The organism is Bradyrhizobium sp. CCGE-LA001, assembly GCF_000296215.2.
Taxonomy (GTDB): domain Bacteria; phylum Pseudomonadota; class Alphaproteobacteria; order Rhizobiales; family Xanthobacteraceae; genus Bradyrhizobium.
Map to the genome: position 1 here is coordinate 526563 of NZ_CP013949.1, position 22556 is coordinate 549118.

At 65.4% G+C, this 22556-nt stretch carries 18 protein-coding genes; 13 read left to right on the forward strand and 5 right to left on the reverse strand.

The genetic code is table 11. The annotated features are described in order from the left end of the window. Positions 1-50: 50 nt before the first annotated feature. The 10 genes from BCCGELA001_RS02485 (at position 51) to BCCGELA001_RS02530 (ending at position 10407) form a co-directional block, all read left to right on the forward strand. Positions 51-2498: an adenylate/guanylate cyclase domain-containing protein gene (locus BCCGELA001_RS02485; protein WP_060734545.1), complete on the forward strand. Its 2448-nt coding sequence runs from the start codon at positions 51-53 to the stop codon at positions 2496-2498. Between the two features lie 253 nt (positions 2499-2751). Then, positions 2752-3579: a hypothetical protein gene (locus tag BCCGELA001_RS02490; RefSeq protein WP_060734546.1), complete on the forward strand. Its 828-nt coding sequence runs from the start codon at positions 2752-2754 to the stop codon at positions 3577-3579. A gap of 123 nt (positions 3580-3702) precedes the next feature. Further along, positions 3703-4410 (forward strand): GntR family transcriptional regulator, encoded by a 708-nt coding sequence (locus tag BCCGELA001_RS02495; RefSeq protein WP_236840814.1) that lies wholly within the window; start codon positions 3703-3705, stop codon positions 4408-4410. A 49-nt stretch (positions 4411-4459) separates the two neighbouring features. Then, positions 4460-5422, forward strand: a complete 963-nt coding sequence (locus BCCGELA001_RS02500) for an ABC transporter substrate-binding protein (RefSeq protein WP_060734548.1) — start codon at positions 4460-4462, stop codon at positions 5420-5422. 5 nt (positions 5423-5427) lie between these two features. After that, positions 5428-6183 carry an ABC transporter permease gene (locus BCCGELA001_RS02505; protein WP_008541809.1) on the forward strand — a complete coding sequence of 252 codons (756 nt, stop codon included), beginning with the start codon at positions 5428-5430 and terminating at the stop codon, positions 6181-6183. Then, positions 6162-6968: an ABC transporter ATP-binding protein gene (locus BCCGELA001_RS02510; RefSeq protein WP_060734549.1), complete on the forward strand. Its 807-nt coding sequence runs from the start codon at positions 6162-6164 to the stop codon at positions 6966-6968. Before BCCGELA001_RS02505 ends, BCCGELA001_RS02510 begins: the two co-directional genes overlap by 22 nt. Before the next feature lie 7 nt (positions 6969-6975). Then, positions 6976-7785 (forward strand): ABC transporter permease, encoded by an 810-nt coding sequence (locus BCCGELA001_RS02515; protein ID WP_060734550.1) that lies wholly within the window; start codon positions 6976-6978, stop codon positions 7783-7785. A gap of 3 nt (positions 7786-7788) precedes the next feature. Beyond that, entirely contained in the window at positions 7789-8454 is a 666-nt protein-coding gene (locus BCCGELA001_RS02520; protein ID WP_060734551.1) for a polysaccharide deacetylase family protein, read from the forward strand. A gap of 3 nt (positions 8455-8457) precedes the next feature. Next, positions 8458-9327, forward strand: coding sequence for a fumarylacetoacetate hydrolase family protein (locus tag BCCGELA001_RS02525; protein WP_008541819.1), 870 nt, complete (start codon positions 8458-8460; stop codon positions 9325-9327). Between the two features lie 36 nt (positions 9328-9363). Further along, a complete protein-coding gene (locus BCCGELA001_RS02530; protein WP_202815398.1) occupies positions 9364-10407 on the forward strand; it encodes a uroporphyrinogen decarboxylase family protein in 1044 nt (347 codons plus the stop codon). Positions 10408-10415: 8 nt separating this feature from the next. On the opposite strand, the gene BCCGELA001_RS02535 is transcribed toward BCCGELA001_RS02530, so the two are convergent. The 5 genes from BCCGELA001_RS02535 to BCCGELA001_RS02555 form a co-directional block, all read right to left on the reverse strand. After that, positions 10416-10727, reverse strand: coding sequence for a DUF1272 domain-containing protein (locus BCCGELA001_RS02535; protein WP_008541822.1), 312 nt, complete (start codon positions 10725-10727; stop codon positions 10416-10418). A 149-nt stretch (positions 10728-10876) separates the two neighbouring features. Continuing rightward, a complete protein-coding gene (locus tag BCCGELA001_RS02540; protein ID WP_008541824.1) occupies positions 10877-11986 on the reverse strand; it encodes a CaiB/BaiF CoA transferase family protein in 1110 nt (369 codons plus the stop codon). A 198-nt stretch (positions 11987-12184) separates the two neighbouring features. Next, positions 12185-12985, reverse strand: coding sequence for an FAD binding domain-containing protein (locus BCCGELA001_RS02545; RefSeq protein ID WP_060734552.1), 801 nt, complete (start codon positions 12983-12985; stop codon positions 12185-12187). 15 nt (positions 12986-13000) lie between these two features. Continuing rightward, entirely contained in the window at positions 13001-15343 is a 2343-nt protein-coding gene (locus BCCGELA001_RS02550; protein ID WP_008541876.1) for a xanthine dehydrogenase family protein molybdopterin-binding subunit, read from the reverse strand. A gap of 82 nt (positions 15344-15425) precedes the next feature. Continuing rightward, positions 15426-15911, reverse strand: coding sequence for a (2Fe-2S)-binding protein (locus BCCGELA001_RS02555; RefSeq protein WP_008541877.1), 486 nt, complete (start codon positions 15909-15911; stop codon positions 15426-15428). A gap of 329 nt (positions 15912-16240) precedes the next feature. Here BCCGELA001_RS02555 and BCCGELA001_RS02560 point away from each other — a divergent pair, with 329 nt between their 5' ends. From BCCGELA001_RS02560 to BCCGELA001_RS02570, 3 genes are all read left to right on the forward strand, one after another. After that, entirely contained in the window at positions 16241-18280 is a 2040-nt protein-coding gene (locus BCCGELA001_RS02560) for a methyl-accepting chemotaxis protein (RefSeq protein WP_060734553.1), read from the forward strand. Between the two features lie 254 nt (positions 18281-18534). Beyond that, a complete protein-coding gene (locus tag BCCGELA001_RS02565; protein WP_060734554.1) occupies positions 18535-20568 on the forward strand; it encodes a methyl-accepting chemotaxis protein in 2034 nt (677 codons plus the stop codon). Positions 20569-21068: 500 nt separating this feature from the next. After that, a complete protein-coding gene (locus tag BCCGELA001_RS02570) occupies positions 21069-22553 on the forward strand; it encodes an MFS transporter (RefSeq protein ID WP_008541891.1) in 1485 nt (494 codons plus the stop codon). Positions 22554-22556 lie beyond the last annotated feature (3 nt).

A 22556-nucleotide genomic window follows, 5' to 3' on the forward strand; every position in this document is an offset into this window, starting at 1 on the left:
GCCGTACGGCCCATAGCGCGCAGCGTCAGTGGCGGCGCGAGAGGATCGGGATGGCAGGAGCGAACGACAAGACACGATCTCTGCGCGGGGGCCTGTTCGCCAAATACGTCGTCTCCCTCGTCGGCCTGGTTGTGTTCGTGCTCGCCGTCAACGGCGCGATGGAGACCTGGATCTCCTACCGCGCCACCCGGACGCAGCTGACCGACGGGCTCGAGGACAGGGCGCAGGGCGCCGCCCGTCGCATCGAGCAGTCGATCTCGGAGCTCGAGCGCCAGATCAGCTGGGTGACGCGGGCGAGCCAGGACACGCTCGAGAAGCGCCGCGCCGACTACGCCTCGCTGCTGCACCAGGTCTCGGTCGTCAACCAGCTGTTCCAGCTCAACGGCGACGGCCGCGAGGTGCTGCGCGTCTCGCGCCAGTCGACCACGACCGGCAGCAATTCCGACCTCTCGCGCGACATGCGCTTCACCGACGCGGTCGCGCGCGGCGTCAGCTACGCGCCGGCCTGGTTCGCCGACCAGACACCGTACATGGCGATCTCGGTGGCGCATTCCGGTTTCAACGCCGGCGTCACCGTCGCCGAGATTGATCTCAGCTTCCTCTCCGATCTCTTGTCCGACGCCCAGGTCGGCAAGGCGGCCTTTGCCTATGTGGTCGATCCGCGCGGCCGCGTGCTGGCGACGTCCTCGAGAGGGCCTGAAGTCGGCAAGGACCTATCGAAGCTGCCGCAGGTCGCGGCCTTGATCGCACCCGGCGGCGAGCCCGACACCTCGGGCACCGACTTCAACGGCCATTCGGTGATGAGCGCGGCGAGCACGGTGCCGAAGCTCGGCTGGAGCGTGTTGTTCGAGCAGCCGACCACGCAGGCCCTGATGCCGATCCGCGACCAGCTGGTGCGGATCGCGCTGCTGATCGGCATGGGCCTGATGGTCGCGATCCTTGCCGGCACGCTGCTGGCACGCCGCATGATCATCCCGATCACGGCGCTGCGCGACGGCGCGCACAAGCTCGGCGAGGGCGATTTCAGCCACCGCATCGACGTGCACACCTCGGACGAGTTGGAGGACCTCGCCGGCCAGTTCAACCGCATGGCCGACCAGATCCAGGAGACCTATTCGAACCTCGAGACCAAGGTCGAGGAGCGCACCCGCGATCTCGCGCAGTCGATCCACGAGCTCAAGGTGCTGGAAGAGGTCGGCCGCGCGGTCGCTTCCTCGCTCGATCTCAACGCCGTGCTGCCGACGATCGCGTCCCGCGCCATCGAGATCACCCATGCCGATGCCGTGCTGATCTACGGCCATGACGCGCAACGGCACTGCTTCAATCTGGTCGAGGCCAACGGCATCGACAAATCGGCCGAGGGGGCCCACGTCACCATCGCGGAAGGCGCGAACATCCTGAGCGACGCTGCAGCGAGCGGCGCGCCGATCGCGCTGGCCGATCTCGACGAGGCGGCCGAGCAGCCGCTGCGCGACGTCGCCGTCAATGCCGGCTTCCATTCGGTGCTGGTGGTGCCGCTGATCGACCAGCAGGGCACGCTGGGCTCGCTGGTGGTGCTGCGCCGTGCCGGCGGCGCGTTCGCGCCCAGCATCATCGGCCTGATGCGCACCTTCGCCAACCAGGCGGTGCTGGCGATGCGCAATGCGCGCCTGTTCACCGAGGTCGACCACAAGGGCCGCGAGCTCGAGGCCGCGAACGAGACCGTGCGTGCCCAGGCCGACAAGCTCAAGCAGCAGACCGAGCAGCTCAAGGACTGGAACAAGTCGCTGGAGGAGCGCGTCAGGACCCAGCTCGGTGAGATCGAGCGCATCCGCAAGCTCGAGCGCTTCCTGGCGCCGCAGGTGGCGCAGCTGATCGCCTCCTCCGACAGCCCCGAGGGGCTGCTGACCAGCCAGCGCCGCGAGGTCACCGTGGTGTTCTGCGATCTGCGCGGCTTCACCGCCTTCACGGAAGCGACCGAGCCGGAAGAGGCGATGAACGTGCTGCGCGAATATCACGCCGCGCTCGGCAAGCTGATCTTCAAATACGAGGGCACGCTCGACAAATATGCCGGCGACGGCGTGATGGTGCTGTTCAACGCGCCGATCCAGTTCGAGGACCACACCAAGCGCGCCGTGAAGATGGCAATGGAGATGCGCGACACCATCGGCCCCCTGACCGAGCGCTGGCGCAATCGCGGCCACAGCCTGGGGTTCGGCATCGGCATCGCGCTCGGCTATGCCACGCTCGGCCAGGTCGGCTTCGAGCAGCGGCTGGAATATGCCGCGATCGGCAGCGTCACCAACCTCGCCTCCCGCCTCTGCGGCGAGGCCAAGGCCGGCCAAGTCGTGGTCAGCCGCCGCGTCTACGGCATGGTGGAGCCGTGGGTGGAAGCGCGCGCCCTCGACGATCTCCAGCTCAAGGGCTTCAACCACCCCGTGCTCGCGATGGAGATCTTGAGCTGGCGCGAGGAGGTGGACAATGTCGTCGACGCTTCCGCGGCGAGGCGGCGGGGGTAGTCAAACGCAACGTACGAAAACAACCCCATGCACAGTAGGCGAGTGCTGTGGGATCAATGACTTACGCGAGCGCCGCGCGAGCACTCGTGTCGTTTGACACGTCGGGCAAAACACCGGGAGAGGGGCATCTCTCCCACGTCCCTATCCGAACCACATCCCGTCTCCCCGCGACCAACCCTCGCCTCAACGGCGAGGCCTTAAGTCCGTATGGAGACCACCCGTGGCCTTGCCTTCGCGTGCTCATGATTTGCAGATGCTGGATCGTCCCGTGGACCGGGCGCGCGACCAGGGCTGGGTGTATGGGCTGCCGCCGGGCATCAGGAGCGAACAATGGCCGTTCGATCCGGTCAGCGGGTATCCGCTGATGCACGGCTTCACGCTTCTGTTGCCGGAGGATTACCGCGTGCATGGCCCTGACATCGTCGCGGTGTCGTTCTTTGCCACCGCGCCCGATCACAATGACGGTGGCGCGCCCGACGATCCCGAAGTTCGCGAGGCCGTGATGGCGATGCCTGCACATCCGCGCCTGTCGCGGATGACCGATATTCTCGACTACGAATATGCCGCGCTGCTGCTGACCAGGGTCGAATATGAGGGACCTTTCGCGCCGCCGCCCGCGCCGCTTGCGCTCGCCACCGCCGAACGGCCGCGTTGGCTCGACGTCGGCGGCGCCAGTGCGTTCTACGAGGCCGCCGCGCCTTACGCCCGGAAGATGTTCGCCGCGCCGCCGCGCGCCGATCTCCGCGAGACCCGCGCGATCGCCATGACGCCCCGCGCGAACGATCCCAATGCCGGCAAGGGCCCGCAGGACGAGCACACCCGCAAGAACCCGCCGACCGGCTATCAATCGTACTATTATTTCGCCGGCGAGGTGGTGAACGGCGACAATTATCGCCAGCACGACTGGGCCAAGGACCACGCTCCCAACCATCTCGGTGGCACCATGCGGCCTTGCCAGGCCGTGCCGGAGATGAGCCCGTTCTACATCGAGTTCGAGGAATATTTTGGCGGCTACAATTTCGGGGGCGGCAACGCGCAGCTCGACTTTAGGGATATGAAGTTCGACTGGGCGTGCGGCTGATCCCGACGAGCGTGCGGCCGCCTCCACGGCACAACCCGCGGTCTAAAAATCGAAAATCGATTTTTTGTTGACCGAGCGGCGATGCCTTGCGATCATCGCCCAATGGGTCCGCTCCAGTTTGATATGTCCGGCAACCCGGGCGACGGTCCGCGCAGCCTGACTTCGGCGCTGCACGAGCGGCTGCGCGCCGACATCCTGGCGGCGCGGCTGATGCCGGGTCAGAAGCTGCATATCGCCGGCCTCGCCAAGCAGTTTTCGGTGAGCCTTGCCGCCGTCCGCGAGGCGCTGTCGCGGCTCGTTGCCGATGGACTCGTGCAGGCGTCGGACCAGCGCGGCTTCCGCGTCAGCCCGGTGTCGCTCGCCGATCTCGCCGACGTCACCCAGACCCGGATCGACATCGAAGGGCTCGCGCTGCGACGGTCGATCGAGCGCGGCGATGAAGCCTGGCTCGCCTCGGTGAAATCGACCTGGGCGGCTCTGAAAGCCGTCCCGTATCATTACCCCGACGATCCGACCGTGCATTACGAGGAATGGGTGATCCGTCACCGCATCTTCCATCGTGCGCTGGTCAACGCCTGCGGCTCGCCATGGCTGCTTGGCTTCCGCGACGTGTTGCACGAGCAAAGCGAGCGCTATCGCCGTCTGTCGATCCGCCGCGAGCCCGGGGTCAAGCCGCGCGACGTCGAGGCCGAACACGAGGCGATCGTCGGGGCCGTGATGAAGCGCGATGCGGATGCGGCAGTTCGCGCCTTGTCAGAGCATTTCGGCACCACCAAGGAATTCGTCGAGCTCGCCGCCTCGCGCATTGCGGAGGTGAGCCGCACGACCTGACGATCCCCAGACATTCGGCATAAAAAAAGACAGACCGGGAGGAAACAGAATGAAGATCAATCGCCGTCATGCGTTCATGTCGCTCGTTGCCGCCGCTATCCTGGCCGGCCCTGCGAGCGCCGCCGACACCATCCGCGTCGGCCTGCCCACGAAAACCTACTGGCCGACGACGATCGCCGAGACGGCGGTGCGCCAAAAGCTGTTCGAGAAGGAGGGCATCAAGGCCGAGCTGACGATCTATCGTAGCGGCGCGGAGACCTTCGAGGGCATGGCAGCGGGCGCGGCCGACATCATTCTCGATCCGCCGTCGCTGGTCTCCGCCGGGCGCAAGAAAGGCGTGATGTCGCGCATCGTCGCCAATGCCGCGATGGGCAATTTCGGCTGGCAGTTGATGGTGCCGACCAAGTCCACGCTCGACGTCAAGGACCTCAACGGCAAGAAGGTGGCGATCACCGCAGCCGGCTCCGGCTCCGACCTGCTCGCGCTGTGGACCATCCAGGACAAGAAGATCGATTTCACGCGCGTTCCCGTCGGCGGCGGCGGCCTGGTGCCGAACTTGTTGGCCGGCAATGTCGATGCCGCCGTGGTCTATTCGCCGCTGAGCTTCCAGATCTCGAAATCCGGCGAAGCCAAGACCATCCTCGACTACGCGACCGCGGTTCCGCCTAACCTCACCGCGGGCTGGATCGTGCTCGACAAATTCGCCGACGCCAAGCCTCAGCTGGTGCAGAAGGCCGTCAACGCGCTCTACGGCGCGGTCGCGTTCATGCGGGCCAACCGTGACGTCACCGTCAAGCTGATCGCCGAGCTCTACGAAATGCCGCCGGAGATCGCCGGCCTCGAATACGACAACACGATCATGAAGCTCGAGACCAGCGGCGACATGGGCGCGGCGAATGTGAGTGCCGCCGTGCAGCTGTCGCTCGATCTTGCCAAGCTCGGCGGGCTCAAGGACATCGTGCCGGTCGAGGAGGTGATCTCGACCAAGTTCAAGCCGGTTCCGACCAAGTAGCCGCGATGCAGAGCACGCTCGCCGTCAACCTGGCGCGGATCGCGATCATCGTCGCGATCCTGGCGCTATGGGAGATGCTGTCGCGCACCGGCATCGTCAATCCGCGTTTGCTGCCGTCGGCATCCGACACGTTCGTGACGCTCGGCGACCTCTTGCAGCGCGCGGCGGTGCAGAAGGACCTGGTGGTCACCGCGACCGAGGTGCTGACGGCGTTTGCGCTCGCGGTGCCCTTCGGTGCATTGATCGGCTACCTGGTCGCGGAAAACCGCTACTTTGCCGATGTCGCCAAGCCGTTGCTGTTCTTCGCCTTCAGCATCCCGAAATCGATCTTCCTGCCGATGTTCATCCTGGTGTTCGGCGTCGGCTTCGCCCAGAAGGTCGGCTTCGGCTTCTTCTCCACCATCTTCATCGTGATCATGTCGACCACAACGGCGGTGGAATCGGTCAAGGTCGAGCATCTCACGGTGGCGCGCTCCTATGGCGCGACGCCCTGGCAGACCGCGTTTCGCGTCTATCTGCCGAGCATGCTGCCGGTGCTGCTGGAAGCCCTGCGGATATCGATGATCTTCAATCTGACCGGCGTCATCCTCGCCGAGATGTACGCCTCGCGCGACGGCATCGGTCACCAGATCGCGACCTGGGGCGAGAATTTCCAGATGAAGCAGCTCCTCGCCGGCGTCGTGATGGTGGCCGCGATCGCCATGACCTTCAACGAACTTGTCAGATGGGTGGAAACGCGATGCAGCCATTGGCGAACGTGACCCCTTTGAAGCCCGCCGCGCGCGCCGGCGCGATCGAGGTGAAGAATGTCGGCCAGGTCTTCAAGACCCGGACGCAGGACGTCGTCGCGCTGGAGGACGTCTCGCTCGAGGTCAAGCCCGGCCGCTTCGTCGTGCTGGTCGGCCCCAGCGGCTGCGGCAAGTCGACCCTTCTGATGATGATGGCGGGCCTGCGCCAGCAGACTGCGGGCACCATCACCGTCAGCGGTGCGCCGATCCCGCAGCCCGACCCCGACCGGGTCGGCGTGGTGTTCCAGGAGGCCAGTTTGTTTCCCTGGTTGACGGCCGAGGATAATGTCGAGTTTCCGCTGGCGCTGCGCGGCGTGCCCAAGGCCGAGCGCCGCGCCAAGGCGCAGGATGCGCTCAAGCTGGTCGGGCTCGACGGGTTCGGCAAACGTCATCCGCATGAACTTTCGGGCGGCATGAAGCAGCGTGTCTCGATCGCGCGCGGCCTGGTGCAGGACCCTCCGGTGCTGCTGATGGACGAGCCGTTCGCAGCGCTCGACGAGCAGACGCGAATGACCATGGGCGACGAGCTGCTGCGGATCTGGGCCGCGACCGGCAAAACGGTCGTCTTCGTCACGCACAGCCTCACCGAAGCTGTCTACCTCGCCGACGAGGTGATCGTGATGTCGGCGCGGCCCGGCCGTATCGTGGACCATCTCCAGGTGCCGCTGCCGCGGCCGCGCACCTACGAGATGCTCAGCGGCGATGCCTTCGGCAGCCTGCGCGATCGTATCTGGCGGCATATCCGCAAATCGGCGTGAGGCGGGGATGAGTACCTGGATCAGCGCAAAGACGCTGCGACATCTGATCGTGATCGGCTTGATCGCGTTGTGGGAGCTGCTGCCCCGCAGCGGGCTCATTGCCGAATTGTTCCTGCCCTCGCTGTCGTCCACGCTGATGGCGGGCTGGACAGACGCGGGTGAATACGGCCATGCGCTTGCGGTCACGCTCTACGAGATCGTGGTCTCCATGGCGTTTGCCTGCGGCGGCGGCATCCTGCTCGGCGCCATCGTCGGCAGCCTGCCCGGTCCGCGCATCCTGATCATGCCGATGGTGTCGAGCCTCTACGCGGTGCCGCTGGTGATCCTCTATCCCGTTTTCACGGTATGGCTCGGCATCGGCTCGGAATCCAAGATCGCGTTCGCTTCGATCTACGGCTTCCTGCCGACGATGCTTGCGACAGCCGCCGGCATCCAGACCATCGACCCGCAGCTCCTGCTCGCGGCCCGCAGCATGGGCGCGACGTTGCGCCAGCGGCTGGTCCGCGTCATCATCCCGGCTGCGATCCCGACGGTGCTGTCCGGCCTGCGTGTCGGCGGCGCTCTGGTGATCGTCGGCGTCGTCGTGTCGGAGATGCTGATCTCCTCGGCCGGCATCGGTTATCTGATCTCGCGCTACCGCACCATCCTCGACAGCGCGCATGTGTTTGCGGGCGTGCTGCTCGTGCTGTTCCTCGCCATCGGCTTCAACACCGTGATCCGGTGGATCGAGCGCAAGGCGGCGATCTGGCAGACCGGCACCCGCGGCGGCCAGGCCAATGACGATGTCGCGCAGGGCGCGATGCAGCCGGCGACCTGAGGCATGCGCGTGTACGATCTGACCCTGACCTTCGACAACGGTCCCGACCCTGACGTGACGCCGCGCGTGCTCGATAGTCTCGGCGCGCGCGGCATCAAGACCACCTTCTTCGTCATCGGCGAGAAGCTTGCCGATCCCGAGCGGCGCGGACTTGCGGAGCGAGCCCATCGTGAGGGTCACTGGATAGGCAATCACACCTTTACGCACAGCATTCCGCTCGGCGAGCAATTCGGGCGCGACACCGCAGAGGTTGAGATCGGCCGCACGCAGGATGCGATCGGCGACCTCGCGCATCCGCAACGTTGGTTTCGGCCGTTCGGCGGCGGCGGCAATCTGGACAAGCGGCTGCTCAAGCCGTCCGTGGTCGACTATCTCGTCCGCAAACAGCATAGCTGCGTGCTGTGGAACTCCATTCCGCGCGACTGGGACGACCCCGACGGCTGGACCGAGCGCGCGCTCGACCAGTGCAGCCGGCAGCCCTGGACGCTGATGGTGCTGCACGACCTGCCGACCGGCGCGATGGCGCATCTGGACCGCTTTCTCGATCGTGCCAGCGCGGCCGGCGCTCGTTTTCGCCAGGACTTCCCGCCGCCATGCGTTCCGATCCGCCAAGGCGAGATCGCGCTCGCGCTCAACGACTATGTTTCCTCCATCGAAGAGAGTGTCTGACTGATGAAAGTTGCAAGCTTCACCATCGCGGCCACGGCGAGCTATGGCATCGTCACCGACAAGGGTGTCATCGACGCCGGCAAGCGCCTGAAGGCGTATCCGACGCTGAAGGCGCTGCTGGCGAAGGGTTCGCTCGACGAGCTGAAGAAGCTTGCCGGCGAAAAGGTTGACTACGCGCTCCAGGACGTCGTCCTGATGCCGACGGTGCCCGATCCCGACAAGATCTTCTGCATCGGCGTCAACTACGCCACGCATCTCGCCGAAAGCGGCCATCCGACGCCGGCGCATCCGATGATCTTCACCCGGTTCGCCAACAGCCAGGTCGGCCACGGTCAGCCGATGATCCGGCCGCTGGAATCCGAGCGCTTCGACTACGAGGGCGAGATGGCCGTCATCATCGGCAAGGCCGGCCGCCGCATCTCGCGTGAAGCCGCGCTCAGCCACGTTGCCGGCTATGCCTGCTACAATGACGGCAGCATTCGCGACTGGCAGCGCCACACCTCCCAATTCGCGCCGGGCAAGAATTTTGCCGGCACCGGCGGCTTCGGGCCGTGGATGGTCACGACCGACGAATTGACCGATGTCAGCAAGCAGACGCTGATCACCCGGCTCAACGGCGTCGAGGTGCAGAAGGCGCCGATCTCCGATCTCGTCTTCGACGTGCCGGCGCTGATCGCCTACTGCTCGACCTTTACCGAGCTCGTGCCTGGCGACGTGATCGTGACCGGCACGACCGGCGGGGTCGGCGCCTATCGCACGCCACCGCTGTGGATGAAGGGCGGCGACGTCGTCGAAATCGAGATCTCCGGCATCGGTATCCTGCGCAACCCTGTCAAGGACGAGGAACCGGCCGCGACAACGCGCGCGGCCTGAACTGCCGCGTTGAACAACAAGAAGAAGGAGACCCCCATGCCCATGCCAAGCCACATCCTGCCAACCACTGTGGTCGGCAGCTATCCGCAGCCGGAATGGCTGGTGAATCGCGCCATGCTGTCGAAGGTGGTGCCGCGCACCCGCCTGCACGACATGTGGCGGCTGCCGGCGGAGCATCTGGAGGAAGCCCAGGACGATGCCACCATCGTCGCGATCCGTGACATGGAGCGCGCGGGCATCGACATCGTGACCGACGGCGAAATCCGCCGCGAGAGCTACTCCAATCGCTTCGCCACCGCGCTCGACGGCATCGACGGGGACAATCCCGCGATGATCGTGGCGCGCACCGGCAATACGCAAACGCCGGTGCCGCGCGTCGTCGGCCCCGTCAGGCGCAAAGGCCCGGTCGAGCTGCATGACATGCAGTTTCTGCGCAAGAACACGGAGCGCGCGGCGAAGATCACGCTTCCCGGCCCGTTCACGATGAGCCAGCAAGCCAAGAACGAGTTCTACAAGGACGAGGAAGAGCTCGCGATGGCTCTCGCCGAGGCCGTCAACGCCGAGGCGCTCGATCTGCAGAAGGCCGGCGCCGACGTGATCCAGCTCGACGAGCCCTGGGTGCGCAACAATCCCGAGCTCGCCAAGCGCTATGCAGTCAAGGCGATCAACCGCGCCCTGCAAGGCATCACCGTGCCGACCGTGGTGCATCTGTGCTTCGGCTACGCGGCCGTCGTGCCCGGATCGAACAAGCCGGCCGGCTATTCCTTCCTGGCCGAGCTCGACGACACCACCGCCGACCAGATCTCGATCGAGGCGGCGCAGCCCAAGCTCGATCTTGGCGTGCTCAAGGACCTGTCGTCGAAGAAGATCATGCTCGGGGTGCTCGATCTCGCCGATCCCGCGATCGAGAGCGTCGATACCGTCGCCGGCCGCATTCGCAACGGTTTGAAATATGTGTCGCCCGAGCGCCTGGTTCCGGCGCCCGATTGCGGCATGAAATACATGCCGCGCGCGACCGCGTTCGGGAAGCTGAAGGCTATGTGCGACGCCGCGGCGAAGGTCAGGCGCGAGATCGGCTAGCCGACGACCTACCGCTGCTCGGGCGGCACGTCCTTGATCCTCGCGCAATGCGCTGCGACGTCGTCGAGGCCGTACTTCAGATGCACCCGCTTGTCCGACGGCGCCTGCCTGGTCGTGCACACGCCCGGCCGCCATTCCTGCGTGGGGCGGATCGGGCGCGGTGCAAACCCGCCACCGCAGTTAGGGCAGACGTTGAAGAGCTTGGTCTCCACGCACTCCGCGCAGAATGTGCATTCATAGGAGCAGATCCGCGCCTCCGTCGCGTGCGGCGGCAGGTCACGGTCGCAATATTCGCAATTCGGTCGCAGCTGGAGGGCCATCGTCGAATCTCCGCTAGCCGGCTTCAATCATCGCAGATCGCGACCGCTGCACGAATGACGTAGTTCCCTCGATTTCAGCCGGGTTTGATGTCTTGAGGCGTCAACCGAGGGAAGCTCGTGGGGCGACCGAGTTGAGGCGAGCAGGGATCTTAACGCCCCGCCCACGCCTTGGTCACCGCCCCGATCTCGGCCGCTTCCGGCTCGCGCGCCGCCGAGGGCGTGCGTGAGAAGCGCGGCGCAGGCGCGGGCTGCTTCACGCCGTGACGCTCGATGAAGACGTTGCGGGCGACCATGTGCGGATGCTGTGTTGCCTCCGACATGGTCAGGACGGGCGCGAAGCAGATGTCGGTGCCTTCCATGATCTTGCACCAGTCCTCGCGCGTCTTGCTCTTGAACACGGCCTTGAGCTTCTCCTTCAGCGCGGGCCAGGCCTTGGGATTCATCTGCGCGTCGAAATCGGCGTCGGTCAGGCCCGCATGCTCGCGCAACAGCGCGTAGAATTGCGGCTCGATCGAGCCGATCGACACGAAGTGCCCGCAGGCACATTCATAGACGCCGTAGAAATGCGCGCCGCCGTCGAGGAAGTTCTGGTTGCGCCCTTCGGTCCAGCGCCCGAGTGTGGTCATGTCGAAGAAGAACGACATCAGCGAGGCCGCGCCGTCGCACATCGCGGCGTCGACCACCTGGCCTTTGCCGGACTTCTGCGCTTCCAGGAGCGCGGCGAGCACGCCGACGACGAGATAGAGCGCGCCGCCGCCGAAATCCCCGACCAGATTGAGTGGCGGCACCGGCGCTTCCTTAGGTCCGATCGCGGCGAGCGCGCCGGTGATGGAGATGTAATTGATGTCGTGACCGGCGGCGTTGGCGAGCGGACCTTCCTGGCCCCAGCCGGTCATGCGGCCATAGACCAGCTTCGGATTGCGCGCGAGCACGACGTCCGGCCCGAGCCCGAGTCGCTCCATGACGCCGGGACGGAAGCCTTCGACCAGCGCGTCTGCGCTCGCCAGCAGGTCGAGCACCTCGGCGATCGCGGCCTTGTCCTTGAGGTCGAGCTCGATCACCTTGCGGCCACGTCCGGCGACCGACTTCATGCTCTTCTTCGCGCCCACGCGATCGAGTGTGACGACGTCGGCGCCCATGTCGGCCAGCATCATGCAGGCGAACGGGCCGGGGCCGATGCCGGCGAATTCGACGATGCGAAAGCCCGACAGCGGGCCGGAGGTACGGACTGTGGAGGTGGGGGCTGATTTATCGAGCACGTTATTGTTTCCTCGGGTCGCGGGCCGATCGCCGATGGGTTGGCGAGTGCCTCGGACACGCCTCTTTGGGCGAGTTAATTGGCTGATTAACTTTTCTCGCCTTCACGTCACAGAGGCAAGCGGTTTTCATGCCGCACGGCTAAAATAAAACGGCGCGCACCGAAGTGCGCGCCGCGGAAAATTTGTGTCGAGGCGCTATCAGCTCGCGGCAGCCACCGCGCGCTGCGCCATGACCTTGACGAGGTTGGCACGATATTCCGCCGTGCCGTGGATATCGGCCAAGAGCCCGTTCGCCGAAACACTGACGCCGTCGATCGCCGACGGCGACCAGTTTGCCTTCAGCGCGGCTTCGATTGCGGGGACGCGCATCACGCCGCTCTGCGAGGCGCCGGTGGCGGCGACGCGAACCTCGCCCGACTTGGTCTGCGCGACGAACACCCCGGTCAGCGCGAAGCGCGAGGCCGGGTGCCGCATCTTCTCATAGCCTGCCTTCGCCGGCACCGGGAACGACACGGCGGTGATGATCTCCCCGTCTTCCAGCGCTGTCGTGAACAGGCCCTGGAAGAAGTCCTCCGCCGCAATCGACCGCTTGTTGGTCTTCACGGTGGCGCCGAGCGCGAGCAGCGCGGCGGGGAAGTCCGCCGCGGGATCGTTGTTGGCGATGGAGCCGCCGATCGTGCCGCGATAGCGCACCGCGGGATCGCCCAGCACCGAGGTGAGATAGGCGATCGCGGGGATCGACTTTTTCACATCGGCATTCGTCATGATGTCGTAATAGGTCGTGGCGGCCTTGATGGTCAGCGTGTCTCCCGAGAGTTCGACGCCCTGCAGCTCCTTGATCTTGCCGAGGTCGATCACGTCAGAGGGACCCGCGAGCCGCTGTTTCATCACCGGCAGCAGCGTCTGGCCGCCGGCAAGGAATTTCGCTTCGCTGCTCTTGCCGAACAGGCTGACGGCTTCGTCGACCGAGGAAGCGCGATGATAAGTGGTCTGGTACATCTTGGTTGCTCCCTCTCAAGCCGCGTGGATCGTGCGCCACACCCTGTCGGGGGTTGCGGGCATTTCCAGATTGTTCTTGCCGATCGCATCCGTGATCGCGTTGATCACGGCTGCTGACGCCCCGATCGCGCCGGCCTCGCCGCACCCCTTGATGCCCAAGGGATTGCCCGGGCACAGCGTGGTGGTGTGGGAGAGGTTGAACGACGGCACGTCGTCGGCGCGCGGCATGGCATAATCCATGAACGAGGCCGTGATCGGCTGACCGTTGGCATCGTAGACCGCGTGCTCGAGCAGGGCCTGCCCGATGCCCTGCACGAGGCCGCCATGGACCTGGCCCTCGACGATCATCGGGTTGATCAGCCGGCCGAAATCGTCGGCCGCGACGAAGTTGACGAAGCTGGTCTTACCGGTGCCAGGATCGACCTCGAGCTCGCAGATATAGGCGCCGGCCGGGAAGGTGAAGTTGGTGGGATCGTAGAAGGCGCTTTCCTTCAGGCCCGGCTCCATCCCGTCAGGCAGGTTGTGCGCGGTGTAGGCTGCGAGCGCGACCATCGGGAAGGCGATCGCCTTGTCGGTGCCCGTCACCTTGAACTCGCCGTTCTCGATGACGATGTCGGCCTCCGACGCCTCCAGCGCATGCGCCGCGATCTTCTTGGCCTTGGATTCCATCTTCTCCATGGCCTTCAGGATCGCGGTGAGACCGACCGCGGCCGAGCGCGAGCCATAAGTGCCCATGCCGAACTGCACCTTGTCGGTATCGCCATGGACGATCGAGACCTGGCTGATGGGAACGCCGAGGCGGTCCGCAACGAGCTGGCAGAAGGTGGTCTCGTGACCCTGGCCGTGGCTGTGCGAGCCCGTCAGGATCTCGATGGTGCCGACCGGGTTGACGCGCACCTCGGCTGATTCCCACAGGCCGACGCCAGCGCCCAGGCTGCCGACCGCCTTGGACGGCGCGATACCGCAGGCCTCGATGTAGCAGGAGACACCGATGCCGCGCAGCTTGCCGTCGGCTTTCGCTTTGGCCTTGCGCCCGGCAAAGCCAGCATAGTCGATCGCCTTCATCGCCGCATCGAGCGAGGCATTAAAGTCGCCGGTGTCATAGGCCATGATCACGGGCGTCTGGTGCGGGAACTGGGTGATGAAGTTGGTCCGGCGCAGCTGCGCCGGATCGACGTTCAGCTGCCGGGCCGCCGTCTCCATCAGACGCTCGATCAGGTAGCTCGCCTCGGGGCGTCCGGCGCCGCGATAGGCATCCACCGGCGTGGTGTTGGTGTAGACGCCGATCACCTCGGCATGGATCGCCGGGATGTTGTACTGGCCCGACAGCAGTGTCGCGTAGAGATAGGTCGGCACCGAGGACGAGAACAGCGACATGTAGGCGCCGAAATTGGCGTAGGTCTTCACCTTGAAGCCGGTGATCTTGTTGTTGGCGTCGAACGCCATTTCCGCATGGGTCACGTGGTCGCGGCCATGGGCGTCGGTGAGGAAGGCCTCGGTGCGGTCGCTGGTCCATTTCACGGGACGGCCGACCTTCTTCGAGGCCCACAGCGCCACCATCTCTTCGGGATAGATGAAGATCTTCGAGCCGAAGCCGCCGCCGACGTCGGGCGCGATCACGCGCAGCTTGTGCTCGGGGGCGATGTTGTAGAACGCCGACAGCACGAGACGGGCGACGTGCGGGTTCTGCGAGGTCGTGTAGAGCGTGAAGTGCTCCTCCGCCGCGTCGTAATCGGCGATCGCCGCGCGCGGCTCCATCGCATTCGGCGCAAGGCGGTTGTTGGTGACGTCGAGCTTGACGACATTGGCGGCCTTGGCAAAGGCCGCGTCGGTCGCGGCTTCGTCGCCGATCACCCAGTCATAGACCTGGTTGCCGGGGGCTTCGGGGTGAAGCTGTGGCGCGCCGGCCTTGATGGCGGCCTGCATGTCGGCGACCGCCGCCAGCTCCTCGTAGTCGATGACGACGGCTTCTGCCGCGTCACGCGCCAGATTCTTGTTGTCGGCGATGACGACCGCGACGGCCTGACCGACGAAGCGCACCGTTTCCGGCGCCATCGCCGGCCATGCGCCCATCTTCATCGGGCTGCCGTCCTTGGAGGTGATGGCCCAGCCGCAGATCAGGTTGCCGACCTTGTCGTCGACGAGCTGCTGGCCGGTGAGCACCGCGACCACGCCCGGCATGTTCAGCGCGGCGGACGAATCGATCTTCTTCACCTTGGCGTGCGCGTGCGGGCTGCGGATGAAATAGGCATGGGTCATGCCCTGCAATTTGATGTCGTCGACGTAGCGGCCCTTGCCGGTAATGAAACGCTTGTCTTCCTTGCGCACGACGCGTGCGCCGATGCCTTCAACACCCATGTCTGGTCCTCCCGACCGGAATTTCGTTGATCCGCGCTTTCCATCGAAAGCGGCGGTGGTTTTCTTGTTTGCGGCGGCCGCTTTACTCGGCCGCCTGCGCGACCTTCATGCGACCGGCCGCATCCAGCACGGCCTTGACGATGTTGTGGTAGCCGGTGCAGCGGCAGATATTGCCTTCGAGCTCGTGGCGGACGGTGGTCTCGTCGAGCTGGCCACCATGGCGCTGCACGATGTCGATCGCCGACATGATCATGCCCGGCGTGCAATAGCCGCATTGCAGGCCGTGATTGTCGCGGAAAGCGGCCTGCATCGGATGCAGCTCGTCGCCCTTGGCGATGCCTTCGATCGTGGTGACGCTCGCGCCGTCGGCCTGCCCCGCCAGCATGGTGCAGGATTTCACCGCGCGGCCGTCCATGTGGACGACGCAGGCCCCGCACTGGCTGGTGTCGCAGCCGACATGGGTCCCGGTGAGGTTGAGGTGATCGCGCAGCAGCTGGACCAGCAGCGTGCGATCCTCGACGTCGACAGCAACGGCCTTGCCGTTGACCGTCAGTTTGACTGTAGACACGTGAAGTCCTCCCGGATTGATTTTGATTGCTTCTAATTAGAGACCACCGACCCGGAACTTTGCAACTGGGATTTTGGTCGCCGTGGTCATGGAAAAGTCATCGATCCAGACCGGCCCGCTTGATTTGCGCGGGCGGCCGGATGGGGCGAGTGCGATCGGGCCGGCGTGGAATGCCAACGGGCCACGTTCGGCCTTTGGCCGATGGAAGCCCTGAGACGGGCAGGCATGCCAAATTTACCGCCCTTTATCGATTCTGCCTTAGTTTTGCGCATCCAGGTCGGGAGGCGGGGCGCCTCCGGATCGCGGCTGAAATGAAAATGGGGGTTGGAATGTCCGGGCGTATCGCGTCGCCATCGAAGCGCGCACTTTTTCCGACCCTCAGGTTCCGTGCCAAGATCATACTGGGCTTCGCAGCGGTGCTGGCGATCTCCGCCGGCAGCATGGCCTTCTCCTATTTCGGCTTCGAGCGGGTCGCGGCCGGAGTGGGGTCCTACCGCAGCAGCGTGTCCGAGGCCGACCTCGCCCGCAACATCGACCGCGAGCTGATCGCCTATCGCTCCGCCGCCCGTTACTTCGTGGTGACCGGCAAGGAGGACGACGCCAAGGCCGCGCTGGAGGCGGAAGCCGGCCTGAAGAATGCGATCGACCAGGCCGTCAAGAGCGCCAAGACGCCGGCACGGCAGGAAGCCCTCGACAAGCTCGCCAAGGAGTTCTCGAGGTTCTCCGCGACTTTCGCCAAGATCCTGCAAGCCAAGCGCGACAGCGCGCTGCTGGTCCAGAACCAGCTCCAGCGCAACGCCAATCTCCTGAAATACAAGCTCGACGACATCGGCAACAACGCGTCCGATTCCGAAGCGCAGGCGATCGAGTTCGGCACCAAGCAGGTCAATGCCCAGTTCCAGACCGCAAGCGCCGCCGCGAACAATTTCATCCTCAATTCCGACCAGGCGACCGCCAGCAGCGCCGTGGCGCGGCTGAAATTCGTCGAGAACTCGCTGGGCTCGGTCTATTCCATGGACGACAAGATCGTCGCCGGTCTGAAGGACGCCAAGGCGCTGCTTGCGGCCTATCGGGAAGCGCTCGAGAAGCTGATCGCCAATGCCAAGACGGTGGATGACCTCGTTGCCGAAATGAGCGGCTCGGCCGGTGCGATCCTGCAGGGTGCCAGCGCCATGAAGGCGGACCTCGTCGCCGAACAGCAGCGGCTGGATGCGGAATCGGAGGCGACCATCGGGCAGACCGAGCAGCTGGTGCTGATCCTCGCCGTCGGCGGCACGCTGCTCGGCGCGGTTCTCGCCTTCCTGCTGGGGACCGGCATCTCGCGTCCGATGATCGCGATGTGCAAGGCGATGCGGGAATTGGCCTCGGGCAATTTCGACGTCGTGCTGCCGGGCTTGGGGCGCAAGGACGAGATCGGCGAGATGGCCGGCGCGGTCGAGGAGTTCAAGGTCCAGGCCGTCGCCAAGGCCGAGCGCGATGCTGCCGCCAGCGAAGTCCAGAACCGGGAGCAGGCGGCCAGCCGCCGCGCCGAGCTGATCCGCTTTGCCGACGATTTCGAGAGCGCGGTCGGCGCCATCGTCTCCAACGTCTCGGCCTCCGCCGTGCAGCTGGAATCGGCGGCCTCGACCTTGACCCGCACCGCCGAGACCACGCAGAGCCTGTCGAGCCAGGTCGCCGGCGTCTCCGAGCAGGCCTCCTCCAACATGCAGTCGGTCGCAACCGCGACCGAAGAGCTTTCGGCCTCGGTCGAGGAGATCGGCCGCCAGGTCCGTGATTCCAGCCGCATTGCAGAGAATGCCGTGGTGCAGGCCAGGGAGACCGACGGCCGCATCGGCAAGCTCTCGCATGCGGCGCAGCAGATCGGCGAGGTGGTCAAGCTGATCACGGCGATCGCCGAGCAGACGAATCTGTTGGCGCTCAACGCCACCATCGAGGCGGCGCGCGCCGGTGAGGCCGGCCGCGGCTTTGCAGTGGTTGCGAGCGAGGTGAAGTCGCTGGCGAGCCAGACCGCGAAGGCGACGGACGAGATCTCCTCGCACATCACGGGCATGCAGGGCGCCACGGCCGAATCGGTCGCTGCGATCAAGGAGATCGGCGCGACCATCGGCCAGATCTCGTCGATCTCGACCTCGATCGCCAGCGCCGTCGAGCAGCAGGGCGCGGCAACGCAGGAGATCGCGCGCAGCGTCCAGACCGTCGCGCAAGGGACTCAGACCGCCGCCACCGACATCGGCGAGGTCAACCGCGGCGCCGCCGAGACCGGCTCGGCCTCGGAGGAGGTGCTCAACTCGGCCAAGACGCTGTCGAGCGAAAGCACGCGCCTGCGAGCCGAGCTCGACCGTTTCATGGCCAACATCAGGGCTGCGTAAGGCGCTGCGCATTAAGCGTGCGGCTATCGCTCCACACTCCGCTTGTCCGAGACGACGGCGGAGCGAGGGGCGCCACCTCATTTGCAACATCGCGAGGAAACGCGCCTTAACAATTCATCGTCTCGCTCTACCGCCAGTCGCGGTGCCACAAATTTACCACGGCTTATCCTTTGCCCCGTAACGTGCCGCAGAGTCGGGAAGCGGGCTGCTTCCGGGCTGCGCCTGGTTTTCCGCGAATGGAATGGGGTGGGGGAATGTCGGTCAAGTCGAAGTCGAGCAAGTCTGGTCTGCTCAATCTGCGCTTTCGCGCGAAAATCATCCTCGGCTTCGTGGCGGTGCTCGCCATCCTCGCCGTCAGCATGGCTTTCGCCTTTTTCGGTTTCGAACGGATCGCAGGCGCCGTGGCCTCCTACCGGACCAGCGTATCCGAAGCCGATCTCGCCCGGACGGTCGATCGCGAGCTGATTGCCTATCAGGGGCTGGCACGGGCCTATACGTTGACGGGCGCGGCCGACGACGAAACCGCGGCCAAGGCGGCGGAAGAGAATCTGAGGAGCGCGATCGGCAAGTCGATGGCCGCCACGACCGGCGCCGCCCGCCGCGAGCAGGTCGGCAAGCTCGAGGCCGAATTCCAGCGCTTCACGAAGGTGTTCGGCGAGATCATCATCCTGACGCGCGAGAACAACAAGATCGCGGCCGACGAGCTCAACAGCGTCGGCAACAAGATCCGCTTCAAGTTCGACGATCTCGCAGATAGCGCCGCGCTGGCGGGGCTCGCCTCGGTCCAGACCACCGCCAAAGACGTCACCTCGCAATATCTCGCGGTCTCCACCTCGGTCAGCGCCTTCGTTGCCAAGCCGGAGCCGAAGACCGCCGACGGCGTCATCGCCCGCATCAAGTTCCTGGAGACCTTGCTGGTCTCGATCTACGCCAACGACCAGAAGATCACCGACCGCGTCACCGAGATCGGCAATCTGCTGAAGCAGTACCGCACCTCCTTCGCCAAGCTGACCGAGAACGTGAAAGTCATCGTCAAGTCGAACGGCGAGATGACCAAGACGGCGGCGTCCATCCTCAAGCTCTCGGCCGAGCTGCGCTCGGACCTGACGGCTGACCAGCAGCGCATCGAGGCGGGTGCCAATGCCACGATCGTGGAGACCGAGCAGTTGATGCTGATGTTGGCGCTGGGTGGCCTTGCCATCGGTGCCGTGCTGGCCTGGATGCTCGGCAACGGCATCTCGCGTCCGATGATCGCGATGTGCAAGGCGATGCGGGAGCTGGCCTCGGGCAATTTCGACGTCGTGCTGCCGGGCTTGGGGCGCAAGGACGAGATCGGCGAGATGGCCGGCGCGGTCGAGGAGTTCAAGGTTCAGGCCGTCGCCAAGGCCGAACGCGATGCTGCCGCCAGCGAAGTCCAGAACCGGGAGCAGGCGGCCAGCCGCCGCGCCGAGCTGATCCGTTTTGCCGACGATTTCGAGAGCGCGGTCGGCGCCATCGTCTCCAACGTCTCGGCCTCCGCCGTGCAGCTGGAATCGGCGGCATCCACGCTGACCCGCACCGCCGAGACCACGCAGAGCCTGTCGAGCCAGGTTGCCGGCGTCTCCGAGCAGGCCTCCTCCAACATGCAGTCGGTCGCAACCGCGACCGAGGAGCTCTCGGCCTCGGTCGAGGAGATCGGCCGCCAGGTCCGTGATTCCAGCCGCATCGCAGAGAATGCCGTGGTGCAGGCCAGGGAGACCGACGGCCGCATCGGCAAGCTCTCGCATGCGGCGCAGCAGATCGGCGAGGTGGTCAAGCTGATCACGGCGATCGCCGAGCAGACCAATCTGTTGGCGCTCAACGCCACCATCGAGGCGGCGCGCGCCGGTGAGGCCGGCCGCGGCTTTGCAGTGGTTGCGAGCGAGGTGAAGTCGCTGGCGAGCCAGACCGCGAAGGCGACGGACGAGATCTCCTCGCACATCACGGGCATGCAGGGCGCCACGGCCGAATCGGTTGCCGCCATCAAGGAGATCGGCGCGACCATCGGCCAGATCTCGTCGATCTCGACCTCGATCGCGAGCGCCGTGGAGCAGCAGGGCGCGGCAACGCAGGAGATCGCGCGCAGCGTCCAGACCGTCGCGCAAGGGACTCAGACCGCAGCCACCGACATCGGCGAGGTCAACCGCGGCGCCGCCGAGACCGGCTCGGCCTCGGAGGAGGTGCTGCATTCGGCCAAGACGCTGTCGAGCGAAAGCACCCGCCTGCGCGCCGAGCTCGACCGCTTCATGGCGAACATCAGGGCGGCGTAAGGCGCGCTGCGCGTTAAACGCGCCGCCGTCACCTCACACTCCGCTGTCGTCCCGGACAAGCGCGCCTCTTAGGCGCGCGCAGATCCGGGCCCATACTCCCAGGGAGGAGTTGGGACAGACGGCGGTAACTCCAAGTCTTCGCCAAACGTCGGCTTGTGGCTAGGATTCCGGATCTTCGCTGCGCTCGTCCGGGACCACAGCGGAGTTCGGAGGGGTGTCCGAAATTTATCGGTTCGCTTGCGCACCGTGCTGGTCTCGCGGCACGCGGTACCACGCGCGTGTCCTTCGAGATTGTGTCGTCTTTCTGACCTGAGCCATGCGCCAACTCCTTGCAGCTCCGTCGGAAACGGACGTTCTCGACGGCTGTTCTCTTGGGAACCGGGGCACATCGCAAACGTTGTCGCAGGTGGCAGGCGGAATGCCGCACCCCCTTGATCGGATCGACCCCGTCCACGTCATGTGCCGCGGGGCCGCTTCCATTGATCAGACGCAACAACGCGATGGAATTGCAGCAAAGCCGAGCGCTGAATCATGGACCTGCGATTGCGGCCGTGGCCGCTGATCGCATCGTCGAGACCAGCATTCCCTCGCGCCTCGACGCCCTGCCATGGAGCGGCTTCCACACCCGCGTCGTGCTCGCGCTCGGCATTACCTGGATCCTGGACGGGCTCGAGGTGACGCTGGCCGGCGCGCTCTCGGGCGCATTGAAGCAGAGCACGTCGCTGCATTTCTCCAATCTCGATCTCGGCATTGCCAACTCCGCTTATCTGGCCGGCGCGGTGCTCGGCGCGCTCGGCTTCGGCTGGCTCACCGACCGCATTGGCCGCAAGAAGCTGTTCTTCATCACGCTTGCGCTTTATCTGTCGGCGACGGCCGCGACGGCGCTGTCATGGGATGTCGCGAGCTACGCGCTGTTTCGTTTCCTCACCGGCGCGGGCATCGGCGGCGAATACACCGCGATCAACTCCACCATCCAGGAGCTGGTGCCCGCGCGCTATCGCGGCTGGACCGATCTCGTCATCAACGGCAGCTTCTGGATCGGCGCTGCGATGGGCGCAGTGGCGGCCATCGTGCTGCTCGATCCTGCAACGATCGGTCCCGATCTCGGCTGGCGCCTCGCCTATCTGATCGGCGCGATCCTCGGCCTCTTCGTGCTGCTGATGCGGATGTGGATTCCGGAAAGTCCACGCTGGTTGATGATCCATGGTCGTCCCGACGAGGCCCATGCCATCGTCGACGAGATCGAGCGCTCGGTGGTCGGACATGGCCAGGACACGGGCGAGGGGCGCTTTCCGAAGATCCGCCTCAGGATGCGCGATCACACGCCGATCCCCGAGGTCGTCCACACGCTGTTCTCGGCCTATCGCCAGCGCGCACTGGTCGGCCTTGTGCTGATGAGCGCGCAGGCGTTCTTCTACAACGCCATCTTCTTCACCTTCGCGCTGGTGCTGACCGATTTCTACGGCATCCGCTCCGATCACGTCGGCTGGTATCTGCTGCCCTTCGCTGCCGGCAATTTCCTCGGGCCGCTGCTGCTCGGCCGCCTGTTCGATACACTTGGCCGCCGCGCTATGATCATGTTCACCTATGGCGTGTCGGGCTTGCTGCTGGCGCTGTCTGGCTATCTGTTCTCGATCGGCGCGCTGAGCGCGCAGGGGCAGACCATCGCCTGGATGGTGATCTTCTTCTTCGCCTCGCCCGCCGCGAGCGCGGCTTATCTCACCGTCAGCGAGACCTTTCCCCTGGAGGTGCGTGCGCTGGCGATCGCGGTGTTCTATGCGGTCGGCACCGGCATCGGCGGCGTAATCGGACCGGCGCTGTTCGGCGCACTGATCGACACGGGATCGCGCACCAGCGTGTTCGCAGGCTATCTGCTGGGGTCTGTCTTGATGATCGCGGCGGCGATCGTGGCGTGGCGTTACGCCGTTGCGGCTGAGCGCAAATCACTCGAAGAAATCGCGCGACCGCTTGCTACTATGGAGTAGACT